This window comes from Streptacidiphilus sp. P02-A3a (assembly GCF_014084105.1).
In the GTDB taxonomy this organism is placed as follows: Bacteria; Actinomycetota; Actinomycetes; order Streptomycetales; family Streptomycetaceae; genus Streptacidiphilus.
Genome location: NZ_CP048289.1, coordinates 2,676,305 through 2,689,533, shown reverse-complemented (window position 1 = coordinate 2,689,533; position 13,229 = coordinate 2,676,305). Strand labels below are relative to the sequence as shown.

The window sequence follows — 13,229 nt, the reverse complement described above, 5'->3', positions numbered from 1 at the left end:
GGGCGGCGGCGCGCTAGTCGAGTGCGTGGGTCTGGCGGCGGAGTAACATCCCGGCCAGCAAGGCGACCTGGCACTGCATCTCGTAGGTGACCTTGCCCATGTCGACCTCGCGGGTGGTGTACAGGGTGAGCACCGAGTGGTGGCCCGCGGGCAGGGCGAACACGAAGCCGTCGCCGGTCTCCACCACGATCTGCCGGACCAGCGCCGCCGGGTCGCCACTGAGCGCGGAGGAGAGCGCGCGGGCGGCGCCCTGGAGCGCCGACATCATCGCCGAGGCGCCCTCGGCGGCCTCGCGCCGCAGGCTGGCGGACGCGCCCCAGACCATCCCGTCGGAGGTCACCACCAGGCCGTGCACCACACCCTCCAGGCCGAGCAGGGGGTCAAGCACCCATGACGCGTCCTCGTGCACATCGGCTCTGCTCGGCGCGTAGGCCATCAGAGACTCCCCTCGTGGTGGCTCTCGAAGTGGTGGGCGTCCCTGGCACGGTCGGCGAAGTGGTGCTCGACGGCGGCGCGGCCGGACTCGGTGCCGCTCTGGAAGGCGCTCCAGACGGCGCTGCTGCCGTGCAGGCCGGAGGCGGGCGGCGCGGGTTCCGGCGCCGCTTCCGGCATCGGCTCGGGCATCCGCTCGGACACCGGCTCGGACATCCGCTCCGAGAACGAGTGCGGCTGCGGATGCGGCCGCGGCTCGGCCCCCGGGGCCGACGGCGGGTCGGGACGGCGGCGGACCCATCCGGACTCCGGTTGCGACGGCTGCGACGTCGCGTGCCGCGGCGACGGCGGCGACTGCGGTGTCGGCGGCTGCGGCGCCAGGTACGGGGCGCTGCGGGCCGCGCCCGGGGCCCGGTGCCGGGGCTCGAACCAGTCGGCGGCGGTGGACTGTTCGACCGGGCGCGGCTGCGCCTGCGCCGCCACCGAGGCCACCTGTTCGAGTAGGGCGTGGTGGTCGGCGTCCAGCGCGCTGCCGGTGAACTGCGGGTGCAGCAGGCCGGGCACCGGCAGGTGCGGGAAGGTGAGGCGGGCGAGCATGGCCGGAATCCGCACCTCGATCAGGTGCCGGGTCTCGGCCGCCCGCGCCTGGTTCTCGGCCGCGTTCGCCGCCAGCTCGCGGCCGAGTGCCGCCGCGTGGTGCCGGGAGCGGAGCCAGAGCGGTGTGGTGACCAGACTGGACAGGGTGCCTGCGGCCAGTACCACGGCTGCCGCGTCGGCCAGCGGCGTCAACGGGGTTCCCCGGCGCCGAGGTCCTGCCGGTCGGCGCGGTCCGCGGCCGCGCCGGAGGGCCGGGACGAAGGCCGACACCGGGGTCGACCGATTGCTCCGGAATCAACTACTCCACTTGTGGAGAGCATGACAAGCCCGGCTCGTAGCCGGGTGACCTGACGCATGGCTCCCCTCCCCTCGCCTTGCCGGCTCCTTCGGCACTGCTGATAGCACGCGCCTCTACAGCACCCCCAGGCGTCGTGCGAATGAAGGGAATCAGACATTGGACACCGCCCAACAGCGCTCACAAGGACGCGTACTTGTCACAAGCCCGCGCAGAACACGCGCATTTCCCGGGTTCCAGAATGCCCATTCGCCCGACACGTGCGATCCCGGACCATTACATTTCCGTACATGAGCCGTAACGCGGATCCACGGCCCGATCACGAGCCGACCCCGAATATCCAGCTCAGCGGCCTACTGGACGAGGCCAAACTCTCCAACATGGCCTTTGCCCGCGAAGTCCGGGCGATCGCCGCCCACCATGGACACACCCTCGCCTGCGATCACAACCACGTCCGCCGCTGGCGCGAGGGGCACGCCAGCCGCGCGGTGCCGCCGCAGTTCATCGCCGAGGCGCTGTCGCGCAGGCTCGGCCGGGGGCTCTCACTGTCGGACGTCGGCATGGACTCCCAGGGTCGGATCCCCTCCGCCCAGGGGATGCTGGAGTTCGCCTCCTCCCCCGCCGAGATCCTGGCCGCCGGCCACGCCCTGTGCGGCCAGTCCGAGTCACTGGACCGCGCCCAGCCGACCGCTCCGCTGACCGTGCTCGCCCCGGCGGTACTGCGCTGGCTGGTGGTACCCCCGCCGAACGCCCCGGCCCGGCACCAGCCCGGACGCCCGGTCACCTCCGGCGACATCGACCGGGTGCGCAGCACCATGGGCGCGTTCGACCAGATCGACCGGCGCAGCGGCGGCGTGGTCGCCCGGCTGCCCGCCGTGGAGTTCCTGCGGGTGGGTGTGATCCCGCTGCTGGGCGCGCACTACACCGGGCCGACCGGGCGGGAGCTGTTCAGTGCGGCGGCGCAGTGCGCCTACGGCATCGCCCGCTACACCTTCGACGCCGACCTGCCCGGACTGGCCAGCCGGTACGCCGTGCTGGCGCTGAGCATGGCGCACCAGGCCGACGACCAGTTGCTGGGGGCCTACGTGGTGGGGCTGCTGGCGGAGCAGGCACTGCTGGCCGACGCGCCGCAGATCGCACTGACGTACGTCAGTGCCGCGCTGACGGCCACCGGCGACCACGGGCCGCGGGCCCGCGCCGGGCTGCACGCGGTGGAGGCGCGGGTGCACGCCCAGTTGGACAACCCGGTACCGGCGCGGGCGGCGACGGCCAAGGCCGAGCGCGGAGTCGGCAAGCCCTCCGGCCCGCCCGACCCGGCCTGGCTGGAGCACTACGACCACGGGCTGGTCGCCCAGAGCGCGGCGCAGTGCGCGCTCGCGCTCGGCAACGCGGCCGGTGCCCGGCGCCGCGCCGAGCAGGCACTGGCCGCGATCCCGGCCGACCGGGTCCGCGACTCGGTGGTGATCCGACTACAGCTGGCCGCCGCCCTGGCCCTACAGGGCAACCCGGAGGAGGCCTGTGAGCAGGCCGAAGCCGCCCTGCTCCAGGCCGACGGCATCCAGTCGAGCGCGGTCACCGCCGCCCTGCGGCGGGTGGTCGGCGACTTGCAGCACCATGCCGGGTCGCCGCGGATGGCGGCCGTGATCAGCCGGGTCGCCAAGGCGACAAGTCGGCAGCAGACCACGATGATGTGAAGAAATTGTCGATATTTTGACTGATCGACTGCGGTGAACTGGTCATTCCCGGAAGCGCATATGCCACGGGCCTACCGTCGTCCCAATGACTGCGATTCCCGGTACATACTGGGCCGCCACCACCCAGAGCACCGCACAGCCCAGGGGGCAGCCATGCATCAGCAGCCAAGGCAGCAGGACGAGTTGGCCGCACGACTGAACCATCTCTTCTCGGTAGCACACCCCCCGCACCGCCCCGCGTACGGCACCCAGGAGGTCGCCGAAGCGATCAGCGCGACCGGACGCACGGTGATCTCCGCCAAGTACCTGGGCGAGTTGCGCAGCGGGCAGCGGCGCCACCTGCCGGACAGCCGCGCCGCCGCCATCTGCGAGTTCTTCGGGGTCCCGGCGCGCTATCTGACCGATCCGGAAACGGCCGAGGAGACCGACCAGGAGCTGGCCCTGCTGGCCGCGCTGCGCAGTGAGCACGTCCGGCATCTCGCGCTGCGCGCCGCCCGGCTGCCGCCGGAGGAGCTGGCGGACGTGATAGCGGGCGTGGAGCGCTGCCTGATCGCGGCCGGGGACGTTCCGGCGTAGCGCCCGTTCGGCGTGGGGCGGCCGGGGCCCGGGGGGCCTGCCAGACTGGTGCGGTGACCAGTACCAGCAGCCCCTTCGCCGACCGCGCGGACGACCGCGCCCAGGACAGCGCGGACGAACGCGACAGTGCCCCCCAGTCGGTGCTGCCGCTGGTGGTCCGGATCGAGCGGACCGATCCGCCCGCGCACACCGACGCGCTGGAGACCGCCGCCCGGGCGGTGCTCGCGCTGCTGTCCGACCCGCGGACGACGGCGGCGGACGGCGAGTGGGCCGAGCGCGTCCACGCCTGGCAGGACGCCCGGATCCGCAAAGTGGTCCGCCGCGCCCGGGGCTCGGAGTGGCGGCGGGCGGCGGAGCTGCCGGGGATCACGGTCACCGGCACCTCCACCGAGGTACGGGTGTTCCCGCCGGTGCCGTTGGACGGCTGGCCGAAGGAGCTGCTGAAGCTCCAGGTCTCCGGCACCGAGCTGGACGACCCGGAGCCGCCCGCCCGGCCCGACCCGCTGTTGCCGGTGCTCTGGTTCAACCCGCAGGTCCCGATGTCCACCGGCAAGTCCATGGCCCAGGCCGGGCACGGGGCGCAACTGGCCTGGTGGGCGCTGGCGGACGCGGACCGCGAGGCCTGGCGGGAGACCGGCTTCGCGCTCGCGGTGCGCACCGCGAGCCCGGAGCGGTGGTCCGCGCTGACCGCCGCGGGCCTGCCCACGGTCCGCGACGCCGGCTTCACCGAGATCGCCCCGGGCTCCTGCACGGTCGTCGCCGACCATCCGGCGCTGCGGCCCCGGTCAGGGACCGTAGAAGGTCAGGGACCGTAGAAGGTCAGGGACTGTAGACGGTCAGGAACTGTAGACCTGGAACTCCGACACCTGGCCGGCCGGCCAGCCGGAGTTGCCGGTGAAGTCCAGCCGCAGGTACCGCACCTGGGTGCTGCCGAAGGTGATGGTCACCGTGTTGCCGGTGGCCGGGTTGAAGGTGTACCCGGCCGAGCCGACCACGGTGGCGAAGGTCGAGCCGTCGGTGCCGCCGAGGACCGAGAGCGTCTGGGTGCGGGTGGCCCAGGCGGTCTGCGGCGGCAGGTCGAGCACGATCCTGGAGACGCCCACGGCGGAACCGAGATCCACCTGGAGCCACTGCGGAAACGCGTTGTCGGTGCTCTCCCAGTAACTGCTGCTGTTTCCGTCCACCGCGTTAGCCGGGACATAGTTCTGGGTATAGCCACTGGCCGACGTCGGCTGGTTGAGTGCCAGGTTTGCATTGGCGGCGCCGGTGGTAGAAACGTTTACTGTGGCGGAGGCCGCCGAGGCATTTCCGGCGGCGTCATAGGCGCTCACGCTGAAGGTGTACGAAGTGGACGCGGCAAGTCCGGTCGCGGTGTACGCGGTCGCCGCGGTACTGCCGAGCAGTGTGCTGCCGGAGCCGGTGACCTGGTAGACGTGGTACCCGGCGACCGCGACGTTGTCGGTGGAGGCCGTCCAGGACAGCGCGACGCTGCCGGCGGTCTCGGCGGTGGCCCGCAGTCCGGTGGGTACGCTCGGCGGCTGGGTGTCGCCGCCGGACAGCACCGGCGCGGTGGGCCGGGTCGCGGTCAGCGCCAACTGCCCCTTGAGCATCCGCCCGCCGTCCGCGGTGAGTCGCAGGTAGTAGTCCGAGGAGCAGGCCGTGCCGTCCTCGTCCAGCGCCAGCAGGCCGGAGTTGGCCGGGACGGTGGCGGTGGTCGGGGTGGTCTTGGCGATCTGGTTGCCCTCGCCGAACTCGTCGAACATCGATATGTAGATGCCCTGCGCGCCCACCCGGACCATGTTGTAGAACTGGTGCCACATGAAGTCGCCGTGCACCCGCTGGTTGGCGGAGACGTCGCCGGGCAGCACGCAGGGCTGGTAGTCGATCCCGTGGGCGTTGCAGTCGGCCTGGTCCGGGACGTTGAACTGCTGGTACACCGCGTCGGAGTCGGCGATGTCGCCGATCGCGCCGACCATCCACGGCGAGATCATGTTGAAGGCGTGGTAGACGTCCAGGTAGCCCGCGCGGGAGCCGCCGACGCCGGTGAGCCACTCCCGGGGCACCCCGCCCATCACGTAGCAGCCCTGGCTCTGGAACCAGGTGACCACGTCGAGGCAGTCGGCGGCGCTCCAGGGGTGGTTGGCGTCGTTGAAGCCGAACCCCCAGATACCGACCACCGGCTTGCCGTTCTGCACGGCGTAGGCGGAGGAGGCGGTCAGGGCGGACATCTTGGCGGTCCAGTCGGCCTTGATCTCCGTCTGCATGTTCGTCCAGCCGGTGACGTCGTACATGATGTAGAACTTGCGGTCGTTGCCCTCGGCGGCGGTACGCACCTTGGCCGCCATCGCGTCCCGGGTCGGACCCTCGCTGCTGTTCGGGTTGAAGCGCTGCAACGCGGCGGTGTCGCAGCCGTTCTGCTGCATCCACAGGAAGTGCGTGTTCACCGTCTGCTGGTCGTACGAGGAGAACAGCGTGGCGGGCCCGCCGCTGTTGAGCGCGGCGTAGCCGGTCTGGTAGCCGGTGCTGAACTCGGTCATGTCCGGCCAGGCCTTGATCGCGTTGTTGCTCGGCGAGGGCGCCTGCGACCAGTCCTGACTCCAGTGCCACCAGCCGTCGATGGGCGCGCCGTCGCCGATACAGGCGAACCAGCCCTGGTAGCCGACGGTGATCTTGCCGACCACGTCGCCCGGGGCGCTGGCCGCCGGGTTGAGCGCGGCGGCGGCGGTCGGCGCCGCCGCCCGGGCGTGGGCGGTGGCGGGGATGGCGCTGAGCGCCGATCCGGCCAGCACGGTGGTGATGAAGCTGCGACGCGAGACTCCCATAAGGACTACTCCTCCTGAACGGCGGGCGGATTCCGGGCAGCCGGAACCAGACCCGCCTGGTCACTGTGCGCATCGAGAGCGGACGCCTGCCGCGCGCGGTGACACGTTCAACGGAAGCCGCCACAGGGGCAGTTGAGGACGGTCTGGGCCCGCCGCAGGGGGTTTCACTGCGACGGATCGTAGCGAGCATGACATTTGAACGCAATGCTTCTGTGATACACCGAAATTCTTGCAGCTTTTGCCGCAAAAAACCGTCCATCCTCCCCGAGACGCGGTGACCCACCGTAGTCGCGACTACCGGATGGATGCGTGCTGTTGCGGAGCGTCAACCAGCGGGTGACGGTGATCCACGTATCACCCGATTCACTGTTGGAACGAAGGTAGAAGCATGTCGTTGCACCACACCCGGGTCCTGGTCACCAGCCTCGCCATGGCAGCGGCCGTGACCGCGGGAACTCTCGGCACCACCGCTCAGGCCGCCGCTCCGGCCGCCCCGTTGGCCAGTGGCAAGCCGGCCCTGCCGGTGCCCGCGGCCAGTCCGGCCTCGACCTTGCAGACCCTCGGCGCCCTCGGCGGCGTCACCCAGCTGGTGGGCGCCCTCGCGGCGGCGGCCACCGCGACCAGCCCGGCCCCGTCCGCCACCGACCTGCAGGCCAAGCTCACCTCGCTGGCGGCGGCGGAGCAGACCCTGTCCAGCGCGGCCCCGGCGGCGCCCGCACTGCCGGTGGGCTCGCCCGCCGAGCGGCCCGGCGCGCAGACCGCCGAGCGGCCCGGCGCGCAGCGGGTGCCGGGCCTCGGCAAGGGGCTGCCACTGCCGGTACCGGCGCCGGATCCGTCGAACGCGACCAGCGTGCTGCAGAACGCGCTGGCCAAGCTGCAGACCGACGCCACGGCGCTGGTCGCGGCGGTCTCCACGAAGGACCCGGCGCAGGTCCAGACCGCGCTGACCTCGGTGGCCACCGACACCGTGGCCGTGGTCACCGGCACCGTCACCTCGCTCGGGGTGGCCGCGCCGGTCTGACCGGGCACGGAAGAACGGCGTGAGCCGCAGCCGACGGGCTGCGGCTCACGCCGTTCCGGTCGTCCGGCGGTCAGCCGGCCTTGGCCGCCCGCTCGGCGTCGCGCTTGGCGACCTCCTCGCGGACCAGCGGGATGACGTACCGGCCGAAGTCGATGGCGTCGCCGAGCAGGTCGTAGCCCCGGGCCGAGAGGATGTCGACACCGAGGTCGTAGTAGTCGAGCAGCGCCTGGGCGACCGTCTCCGGCGTGCCGACCAGGGCGTTGGAGTTGCCCGCGCCACCGGTCGCGGCGGCGGTCGGGGTCCACAGCGCGCGGTCGTAGCGCTCGCCCTGACCGGCGATCGCCACCAGCCGCTGCGAACCGGCGTTCTCCGGCGCGCCGTTGCCGCGGCGGGCCCAGGCGCCGCTCTCCTTGCGGGCGTTGATGGCGGCGACGGTGCGGTGCGCCTTCTCCCAGGCCAACTCCTCGGTGGGGGCGATGATCGGGCGGAAGGCCACCTGGATCCGGGGCGGGGTGGTCCGCCCGGCCGCCGCGGCGGCCGCCCGGACCGCCTCGATCTGCTTGGCCGTCTCCGCGAGCGGCTCGCCCCACAGCGCGTAGATGTCGGCAACCGCGCCCCCGGCCGCGTAGGCCGCCGCCGAGGAACCGCCGAAGGAGACGTCCGGACGGGGCTGCTGCACCGGCGCCACGTCGCTGACGAAGTCGTTGAAGCGGTAGTACTCGCCCTCGTGGTCGAAGGGCTCGCGGGAGGTCCAGGCCCGCTGCACGATCTCGATGTACTCCCGGGTCCGCGCGTACCGCTGGTCCTTGGTCAGGAAGTCGCCCTCGCGCTGCTGCTCGTGGTCGTTGCCACCGGTGATGAAGTGCACCGTGAGCCGACCGTCGCTGATCTGGTCGAGGGTGGCGAACTCCTTGGCCGCGAAGGTCGGATAGGAGACGTTGGGCCGGTGCGCCAGCAGGATCTGCAACCGGGTGGTGTGGGCCGCGATGTACGCGGCGGCGCTGCCCGGTTCGGGCGATCCGGAACCGTACGCGAACAGGACCCGGTCCCAGCCGTGGTCCTCGTGGGCCCGGGCGAGTCGAAGCGTGTACTCCTTGTCGAAGGCGCCTCCGCTGCGGGGGTTGGTCTCCGAACCGTCGTTGGTGGCGGCGATGCCAAGGAACTCCACGGGCATGGTGCGGCCTTTCTGGTGCTGCGGGAGGGCGTGCGGGCATGGCTGACCTAAGGTCCGGCGCCGCGGAGCGGCAGGCCCCGGTACCCCTGGGAGCGGATGACGCTATGTCAGATAAATGGTGACGATTGGTCAGCTAGCGGCTGCGAGAACGTGGCTGTAGTGGCCGGTGAGGGCCTCCGAGAACTGGTCGACGATCTGCCCCAGCGACTCCCCGGTGCCCGGCTCCAGGGTGACCTCGCCGTCCGGGTTGACGGTGATGTGGCGGTCGAGCACGAACCAGCCCTGGACGATGTGCTTGGGGCCCATCGAGGAGAGCACCGGCCGCAGCGCGTAGTCGATCGCCAGCACGTGCGCCGTGGAACCGCCGGTGGCCAGCGGCAGCACGGTCTTGCCGGACAACGCGTACTGCGGCAGCAGGTCCAGCAGGGACTTCAGCAGTCCCGAGTAGGCGGCCTTGTAGACGGGGGTGCCGATGACCACGCCGTCGGCCTGGGCGAACAGCTCGGTGGCGCGGACGATGGCCGGGTGTCCGAAGTCGGCCCCGAGCAGGGCCTCGGCGGGCAGCGTCCGGACGTCCAGCGGAATGACGGTGTGACCCTGGGCTATCAGCCTGGCGTCCAGGTGGCGCAGCAGCCGAGCGGTTCGGGAGGTGGCGGAGGGGCTTCCGGAGACGGAAAGGACGGTGGCCATGGGGCCCTCATTTCGGGTCTGTTGCTGCGGTCGGCGGGGGCAGGACGGCCTGCGGCCGCGCGACGGTGTGGAGACGGGTACGGCGGATACAGAGCAGGCCCGTGCGCGTCATCAGACAGGGGGGCTCTGCGGGAAACTCGGAGGAGGGGGGAAGACGCCCTCAGGCTCCGCAGCAACAGAACGCGCTGGAGACGCGGGCGAGGTCGACATGTCGCCGCCGCGTGAGGTGCTGTCGCGCATTCATAGAAACCGATTGAAGCAGCACCCAAAACCGCTCGTCAAGGAAACCCTTGCGCATCTCATGCACTGGATGTCATGCACCGGAGGTCGTGGACCACGCCGTCACCGGCCGTCACCCGGCGTCGACCGGGCCGCCCAGGTGCTCGGCGAAGAACGCCTCGATGCGCCGCCAGGCGTCGGCGGCGGCCTCCGGCTCGGGTCCGACCCCGGCCACCCGCAGCAGCGGGCGCAGCACCCGGGGGCCGACCTCTCCGTCGTTGAGGAAGCTGTGCCCGGCGCTGGGGTACTCCTTGCTGTCGTGGACGACCCCGGCCCGTTCCAGGGCGGACTCCAGCTTCGCGGTGGCGCCGCGCAGGCCGAGGTCCCGGCCGCCGTAGGAGAGGACCACCGGGCAGGAGTCGGCGAGCGCCCGGTCCAGGTCCTTGGGGAGCATGCCGTAGTTGGACGAGGCGGCGTCGAACCCGGTGCCGACGGTCATCAGCGCGAACCCGCCGCCCATGCAGAAGCCGAGCACGCCCACCCGGCCGGTGCAGTCCGGCTGGTCGAGCAGCCACTGCCGGGAGGCCTCGATGTCGGCGTAGGCGCGGCCCCGGCCGGAGCCCATCGCCCGCAGTGTGGAGACCAGGCAGCGCCGGGCCCCGCCGTCGCTGTAGAGGTCGGGCATCAGCGTCAGGTAACCCGCGCGCGCCAGCCGCTCCACCTGACGGTTCATCACCTCGTCGATGCCGAAGGCCTCGTGCAGCATCACCACGCCCGGCCAGGGGCCTTCACCGGCCGGACGGGCGAGGCGGCCGGCCAACCGCTGGGAACCGCCCCGCGCCCGCGCGAGCGCGGAGAGATCGACCTCGGCCATCAGCGGCCTTCCTGGATATCGCGCCGGACGCGCGCCGGATCTGGCACTGGACGCGTACCGGATGTCGCGATCGGGACGCAGCGACATGCTACCGACCAGTATCGGCACCCGCAGCCGGATCCGGGAATTCCCGCACCGGTCGGCACGGCGTCGCCCCAGGTCAGCTGACGGACCGTCGACTCGGCCGCAGTGTCCCTGATTGTGCCCGTTTCTGTTGGGATCCTTTGAGCCCTTGCCGCGCCCGATACGGCTTCGCTATGTTCGTCTCTCCGGACACCACCAACCGTGGTGACAGTCTGCGTACCCGACTGTCATGTCCATGTATGGCGATATCGGGCCATCCGCGCTCCACGGCCCGGCACCGTCTCCCGGCAAGGCGCAGCCAGAGCTCCAACGCACGCGCACGCGTTCCCTCGATTCCGGTTCGGCGCAGCCCTGGCACCCGCCACGGTTACCCTCGCGCCGTCCCTCACCCCCTCATGGGAGGGCCGTTCGTTGCATACCCCCAACCCGTCCGGGCTCAGATACGGACTCCGCAGGATCGTGGCCGCCGCCGCGTCGGCGGCCACCCTGGCCATGTTCGGCCTGGCCGCGTCCGCCGTCCCGGCGACAGCCGCCACCAGCCACACCACGGACTACCGCCAGGCGTGTCCTGCCGCGCCGGTCGGCTACTCCTCCTGCAACGCGCTGATCCGCACGGACGTCACGCCGCAACTGGCGCACAAGGCCTCCGACGGGGCGGTCCAGCCCTCGGCGACGGTGTCCGGCTACGGCCCGACCCAGCTTCAGTCCGCGTACAACCTGGCCTCGGCCGCCGCCGCCGACGGCACCGGCCAGACCGTGGCCGTCGTTGACGCCTTCGACGACCCGAACGCGGCCAGCGACCTCGCGGTCTACCGCAGCCAGTACGGGCTGCCGGCCTGCACCACCGCCAACGGCTGCTTCAGCAAGGTCAACGAGGAGGGCGCGACCAGCCCGCTGCCCTCGCCCGCGCCGTCGGACGACGACTGGACCGGCGAGGAATCGCTGGACGTCGACATGATCTCGGCGATCTGCCCGAACTGCCACATCATCCTGGTCGAGGCCAGCTCGGAGAGCAACGACGACCTGGGCGCCGGCGTGAACGCGGCCGTCTCCCTGGGCGCCAAGTTCGTCTCCAACAGCTACGGCGGCTCCGAGGCGTCGAACGACAGCACCTACGACTCCGAGTACTACGACCACCCGGGTGTCGCGGTGACCGCCTCCTCCGGTGACAGCGGCTACGGCGTCGAGTACCCGGCGGCCTCGCAGTACGTCACCGCCGTCGGCGGGACCTCGCTGTCCACCGCCTCCAACACGCGCGGCTGGACCGAGTCGGTCTGGTCCACCTCGTCCAGTGAGGGCGCCGGCTCCGGCTGCTCCGCCGACGACGCGAAGCCGACCTGGCAGAAGGACACCGGCTGCTCCAAGCGCACCGTCGCGGACGTCTCGGCGGTCGCCGACCCGGCCACCGGCGTCGCGGTCTACGACACCTACAACGGCAACGGCGGCTGGAACGTCTACGGCGGGACCTCGGTCGCCTCGCCGCTGATCGCCTCGGTCTACGCGCTGGCCGGCACCCCGGCCGCGAACACCGTCCCGGCGTCCTACCTGTACGCCCACACCTCGTCGCTGTACGACGTGACCAGCGGCTCGACCGCCAGCTGCTCCCCGGCCTACCTGTGCACGGCCGAGGTCGGCTACGACGGCCCGACCGGTCTGGGCACCCCGGACGGCACCACCGCCTTCTCCAGCGGCTCCAGCACCGGCAACACGGTGACGGTGTCCAACCCGGGTAGCCAGACCGGCACCGTCGGCACCGCCGCCTCGCTGCAGATCAGCGCCAGCGACTCGGCCTCCGGCCAGACCCTGACCTACAGCGCCACCGGCCTCCCGGCCGGGCTGTCGATCAACGCCTCCACCGGCCTGATCTCCGGCACCCCGACCGCCAGCGGCAGCTCCTCGGTCACCGTGACCGCCAAGGACACCACCGGCGCCACCGGCAGCACCAGCTTCAGCTGGACGGTCAACTCCGCCACCGGCAACACGGTGACGGTGTCCAACCCCGGCAGCCAGACCGGCACCGTCGGCACCGCCGCCTCGCTGCAGATCAGCGCCAGCGACTCGGCCTCCGGCCAGACCCTGACCTACAGCGCCACCGGCCTCCCGGCCGGGCTGTCGATCAACGCCTCCACCGGCCTGATCTCCGGCACCCCGACCGCCGCCGCCACCTCCTCGGTCACCGTGACCGCCAAGGACACCACCGGCGCCACCGGCAGCACCAGCTTCAGCTGGACCGTCAGCTCCGCCACCGGCGGCTGCACCGCCGCCCAGCTGATCGGCAACCCCGGCTTCGAGACCGGCACCGCCGCCCCCTGGACCGCGAGCTCCGGCGTCATCAACAACGACACCACCGACGAGCCCGCCCACTCAGGCAGCTGGGACGCCTGGCTCGACGGCTACGGCACCACCCACACGGACACCCTGTCCCAGCCCGTGACCATCCCCTCCACCTGCGTCAACGCGGCCTACTCGTTCTGGCTGCACATCGACACGGCGGAGACCTCGAAGACCACCGCCTACGACACCCTCAAGGTCGAGGTGGTCAGCGGCTCCACCACCACGGTGCTCACCACCTACTCCAACCTGAACGCGGCGAGCGGCTACACCCAGCACTCCTTCAGCCTCGCCCCGTACATCGGCAAGACCGTGACGCTGAAGTTCATCGGCGCCGAGGACTCCACCCTGCAGACCAGCTTCGTGCTGGACGACACCGCGCTGAACGTCTCCTGACGCCCACCCGGTAGCAACGGTCCC

The 13,229-nt window shown here is 71.6% G+C and carries 12 protein-coding genes; 5 read left to right on the top strand and 7 right to left on the bottom strand.

What is annotated here, in order from left to right; all coding sequences use genetic code 11:
• Positions 1-13: 13 nt before the first annotated feature.
• Together GXP74_RS12125 and GXP74_RS12120 are read right to left on the bottom strand one after the other, a co-directional pair.
• Positions 14-388 carry a roadblock/LC7 domain-containing protein gene (locus tag GXP74_RS12125; RefSeq protein WP_225447871.1) on the bottom strand — a complete coding sequence of 125 codons (375 nt, stop codon included), beginning with the start codon at positions 386-388 and terminating at the stop codon, positions 14-16.
• Positions 389-435: 47 nt separating this feature from the next.
• The gene (locus GXP74_RS12120; RefSeq protein ID WP_182451489.1) at positions 436-1,221 is read right to left on the bottom strand and encodes a hypothetical protein; all 786 of its coding nucleotides are present in this window, start codon (positions 1,219-1,221) and stop codon (positions 436-438) included.
• A 393-nt stretch (positions 1,222-1,614) separates the two neighbouring features.
• On the opposite strand from GXP74_RS12120, the gene GXP74_RS12115 reads away from it, so the two are divergent.
• The 3 genes from GXP74_RS12115 (at position 1,615) to GXP74_RS12105 (ending at position 4,409) form a co-directional block, all read left to right on the top strand.
• Positions 1,615-3,018: a hypothetical protein gene (locus GXP74_RS12115; RefSeq protein WP_182451488.1), complete on the top strand. Its 1,404-nt coding sequence runs from the start codon at positions 1,615-1,617 to the stop codon at positions 3,016-3,018.
• 153 nt (positions 3,019-3,171) lie between these two features.
• Positions 3,172-3,594 carry an XRE family transcriptional regulator gene (locus tag GXP74_RS12110; protein WP_182451487.1) on the top strand — a complete coding sequence of 141 codons (423 nt, stop codon included), beginning with the start codon at positions 3,172-3,174 and terminating at the stop codon, positions 3,592-3,594.
• A 53-nt stretch (positions 3,595-3,647) separates the two neighbouring features.
• Positions 3,648-4,409, top strand: coding sequence for a peptidyl-tRNA hydrolase (locus GXP74_RS12105; RefSeq protein WP_182451486.1), 762 nt, complete (start codon positions 3,648-3,650; stop codon positions 4,407-4,409).
• A gap of 21 nt (positions 4,410-4,430) precedes the next feature.
• Here the strand turns inward: GXP74_RS12105 and GXP74_RS12100 are convergent, their stop codons facing one another.
• The gene (locus GXP74_RS12100; protein WP_182451485.1) at positions 4,431-6,416 is read right to left on the bottom strand and encodes a discoidin domain-containing protein; all 1,986 of its coding nucleotides are present in this window, start codon (positions 6,414-6,416) and stop codon (positions 4,431-4,433) included.
• A 388-nt stretch (positions 6,417-6,804) separates the two neighbouring features.
• Between GXP74_RS12100 and GXP74_RS12095 the strand changes: the two genes are divergently transcribed.
• Positions 6,805-7,437, top strand: a complete 633-nt coding sequence (locus tag GXP74_RS12095) for a hypothetical protein (RefSeq protein ID WP_182451484.1) — start codon at positions 6,805-6,807, stop codon at positions 7,435-7,437.
• Positions 7,438-7,507: 70 nt separating this feature from the next.
• On the opposite strand, the gene GXP74_RS12090 is transcribed toward GXP74_RS12095, so the two are convergent.
• The 4 genes from GXP74_RS12090 to GXP74_RS12080 form a co-directional block, all read right to left on the bottom strand.
• Positions 7,508-8,611, bottom strand: coding sequence for an LLM class flavin-dependent oxidoreductase (locus GXP74_RS12090; RefSeq protein WP_182451483.1), 1,104 nt, complete (start codon positions 8,609-8,611; stop codon positions 7,508-7,510).
• A 129-nt stretch (positions 8,612-8,740) separates the two neighbouring features.
• Entirely contained in the window at positions 8,741-9,301 is a 561-nt protein-coding gene (ssuE, locus tag GXP74_RS12085) for an NADPH-dependent FMN reductase (protein WP_182451482.1), read from the bottom strand.
• Positions 9,302-9,461: 160 nt separating this feature from the next.
• Positions 9,462-9,545, bottom strand: coding sequence for a putative leader peptide (locus GXP74_RS42085; protein ID WP_370468548.1), 84 nt, complete (start codon positions 9,543-9,545; stop codon positions 9,462-9,464).
• Between the two features lie 108 nt (positions 9,546-9,653).
• Entirely contained in the window at positions 9,654-10,394 is a 741-nt protein-coding gene (locus GXP74_RS12080) for a dienelactone hydrolase family protein (protein WP_182451481.1), read from the bottom strand.
• Between the two features lie 576 nt (positions 10,395-10,970).
• Here GXP74_RS12080 and GXP74_RS12075 point away from each other — a divergent pair.
• Positions 10,971-13,205, top strand: coding sequence for a putative Ig domain-containing protein (locus tag GXP74_RS12075; RefSeq protein WP_182456391.1), 2,235 nt, complete (start codon positions 10,971-10,973; stop codon positions 13,203-13,205).
• The last annotated feature ends 24 nt before the right edge of the window (positions 13,206-13,229 follow it).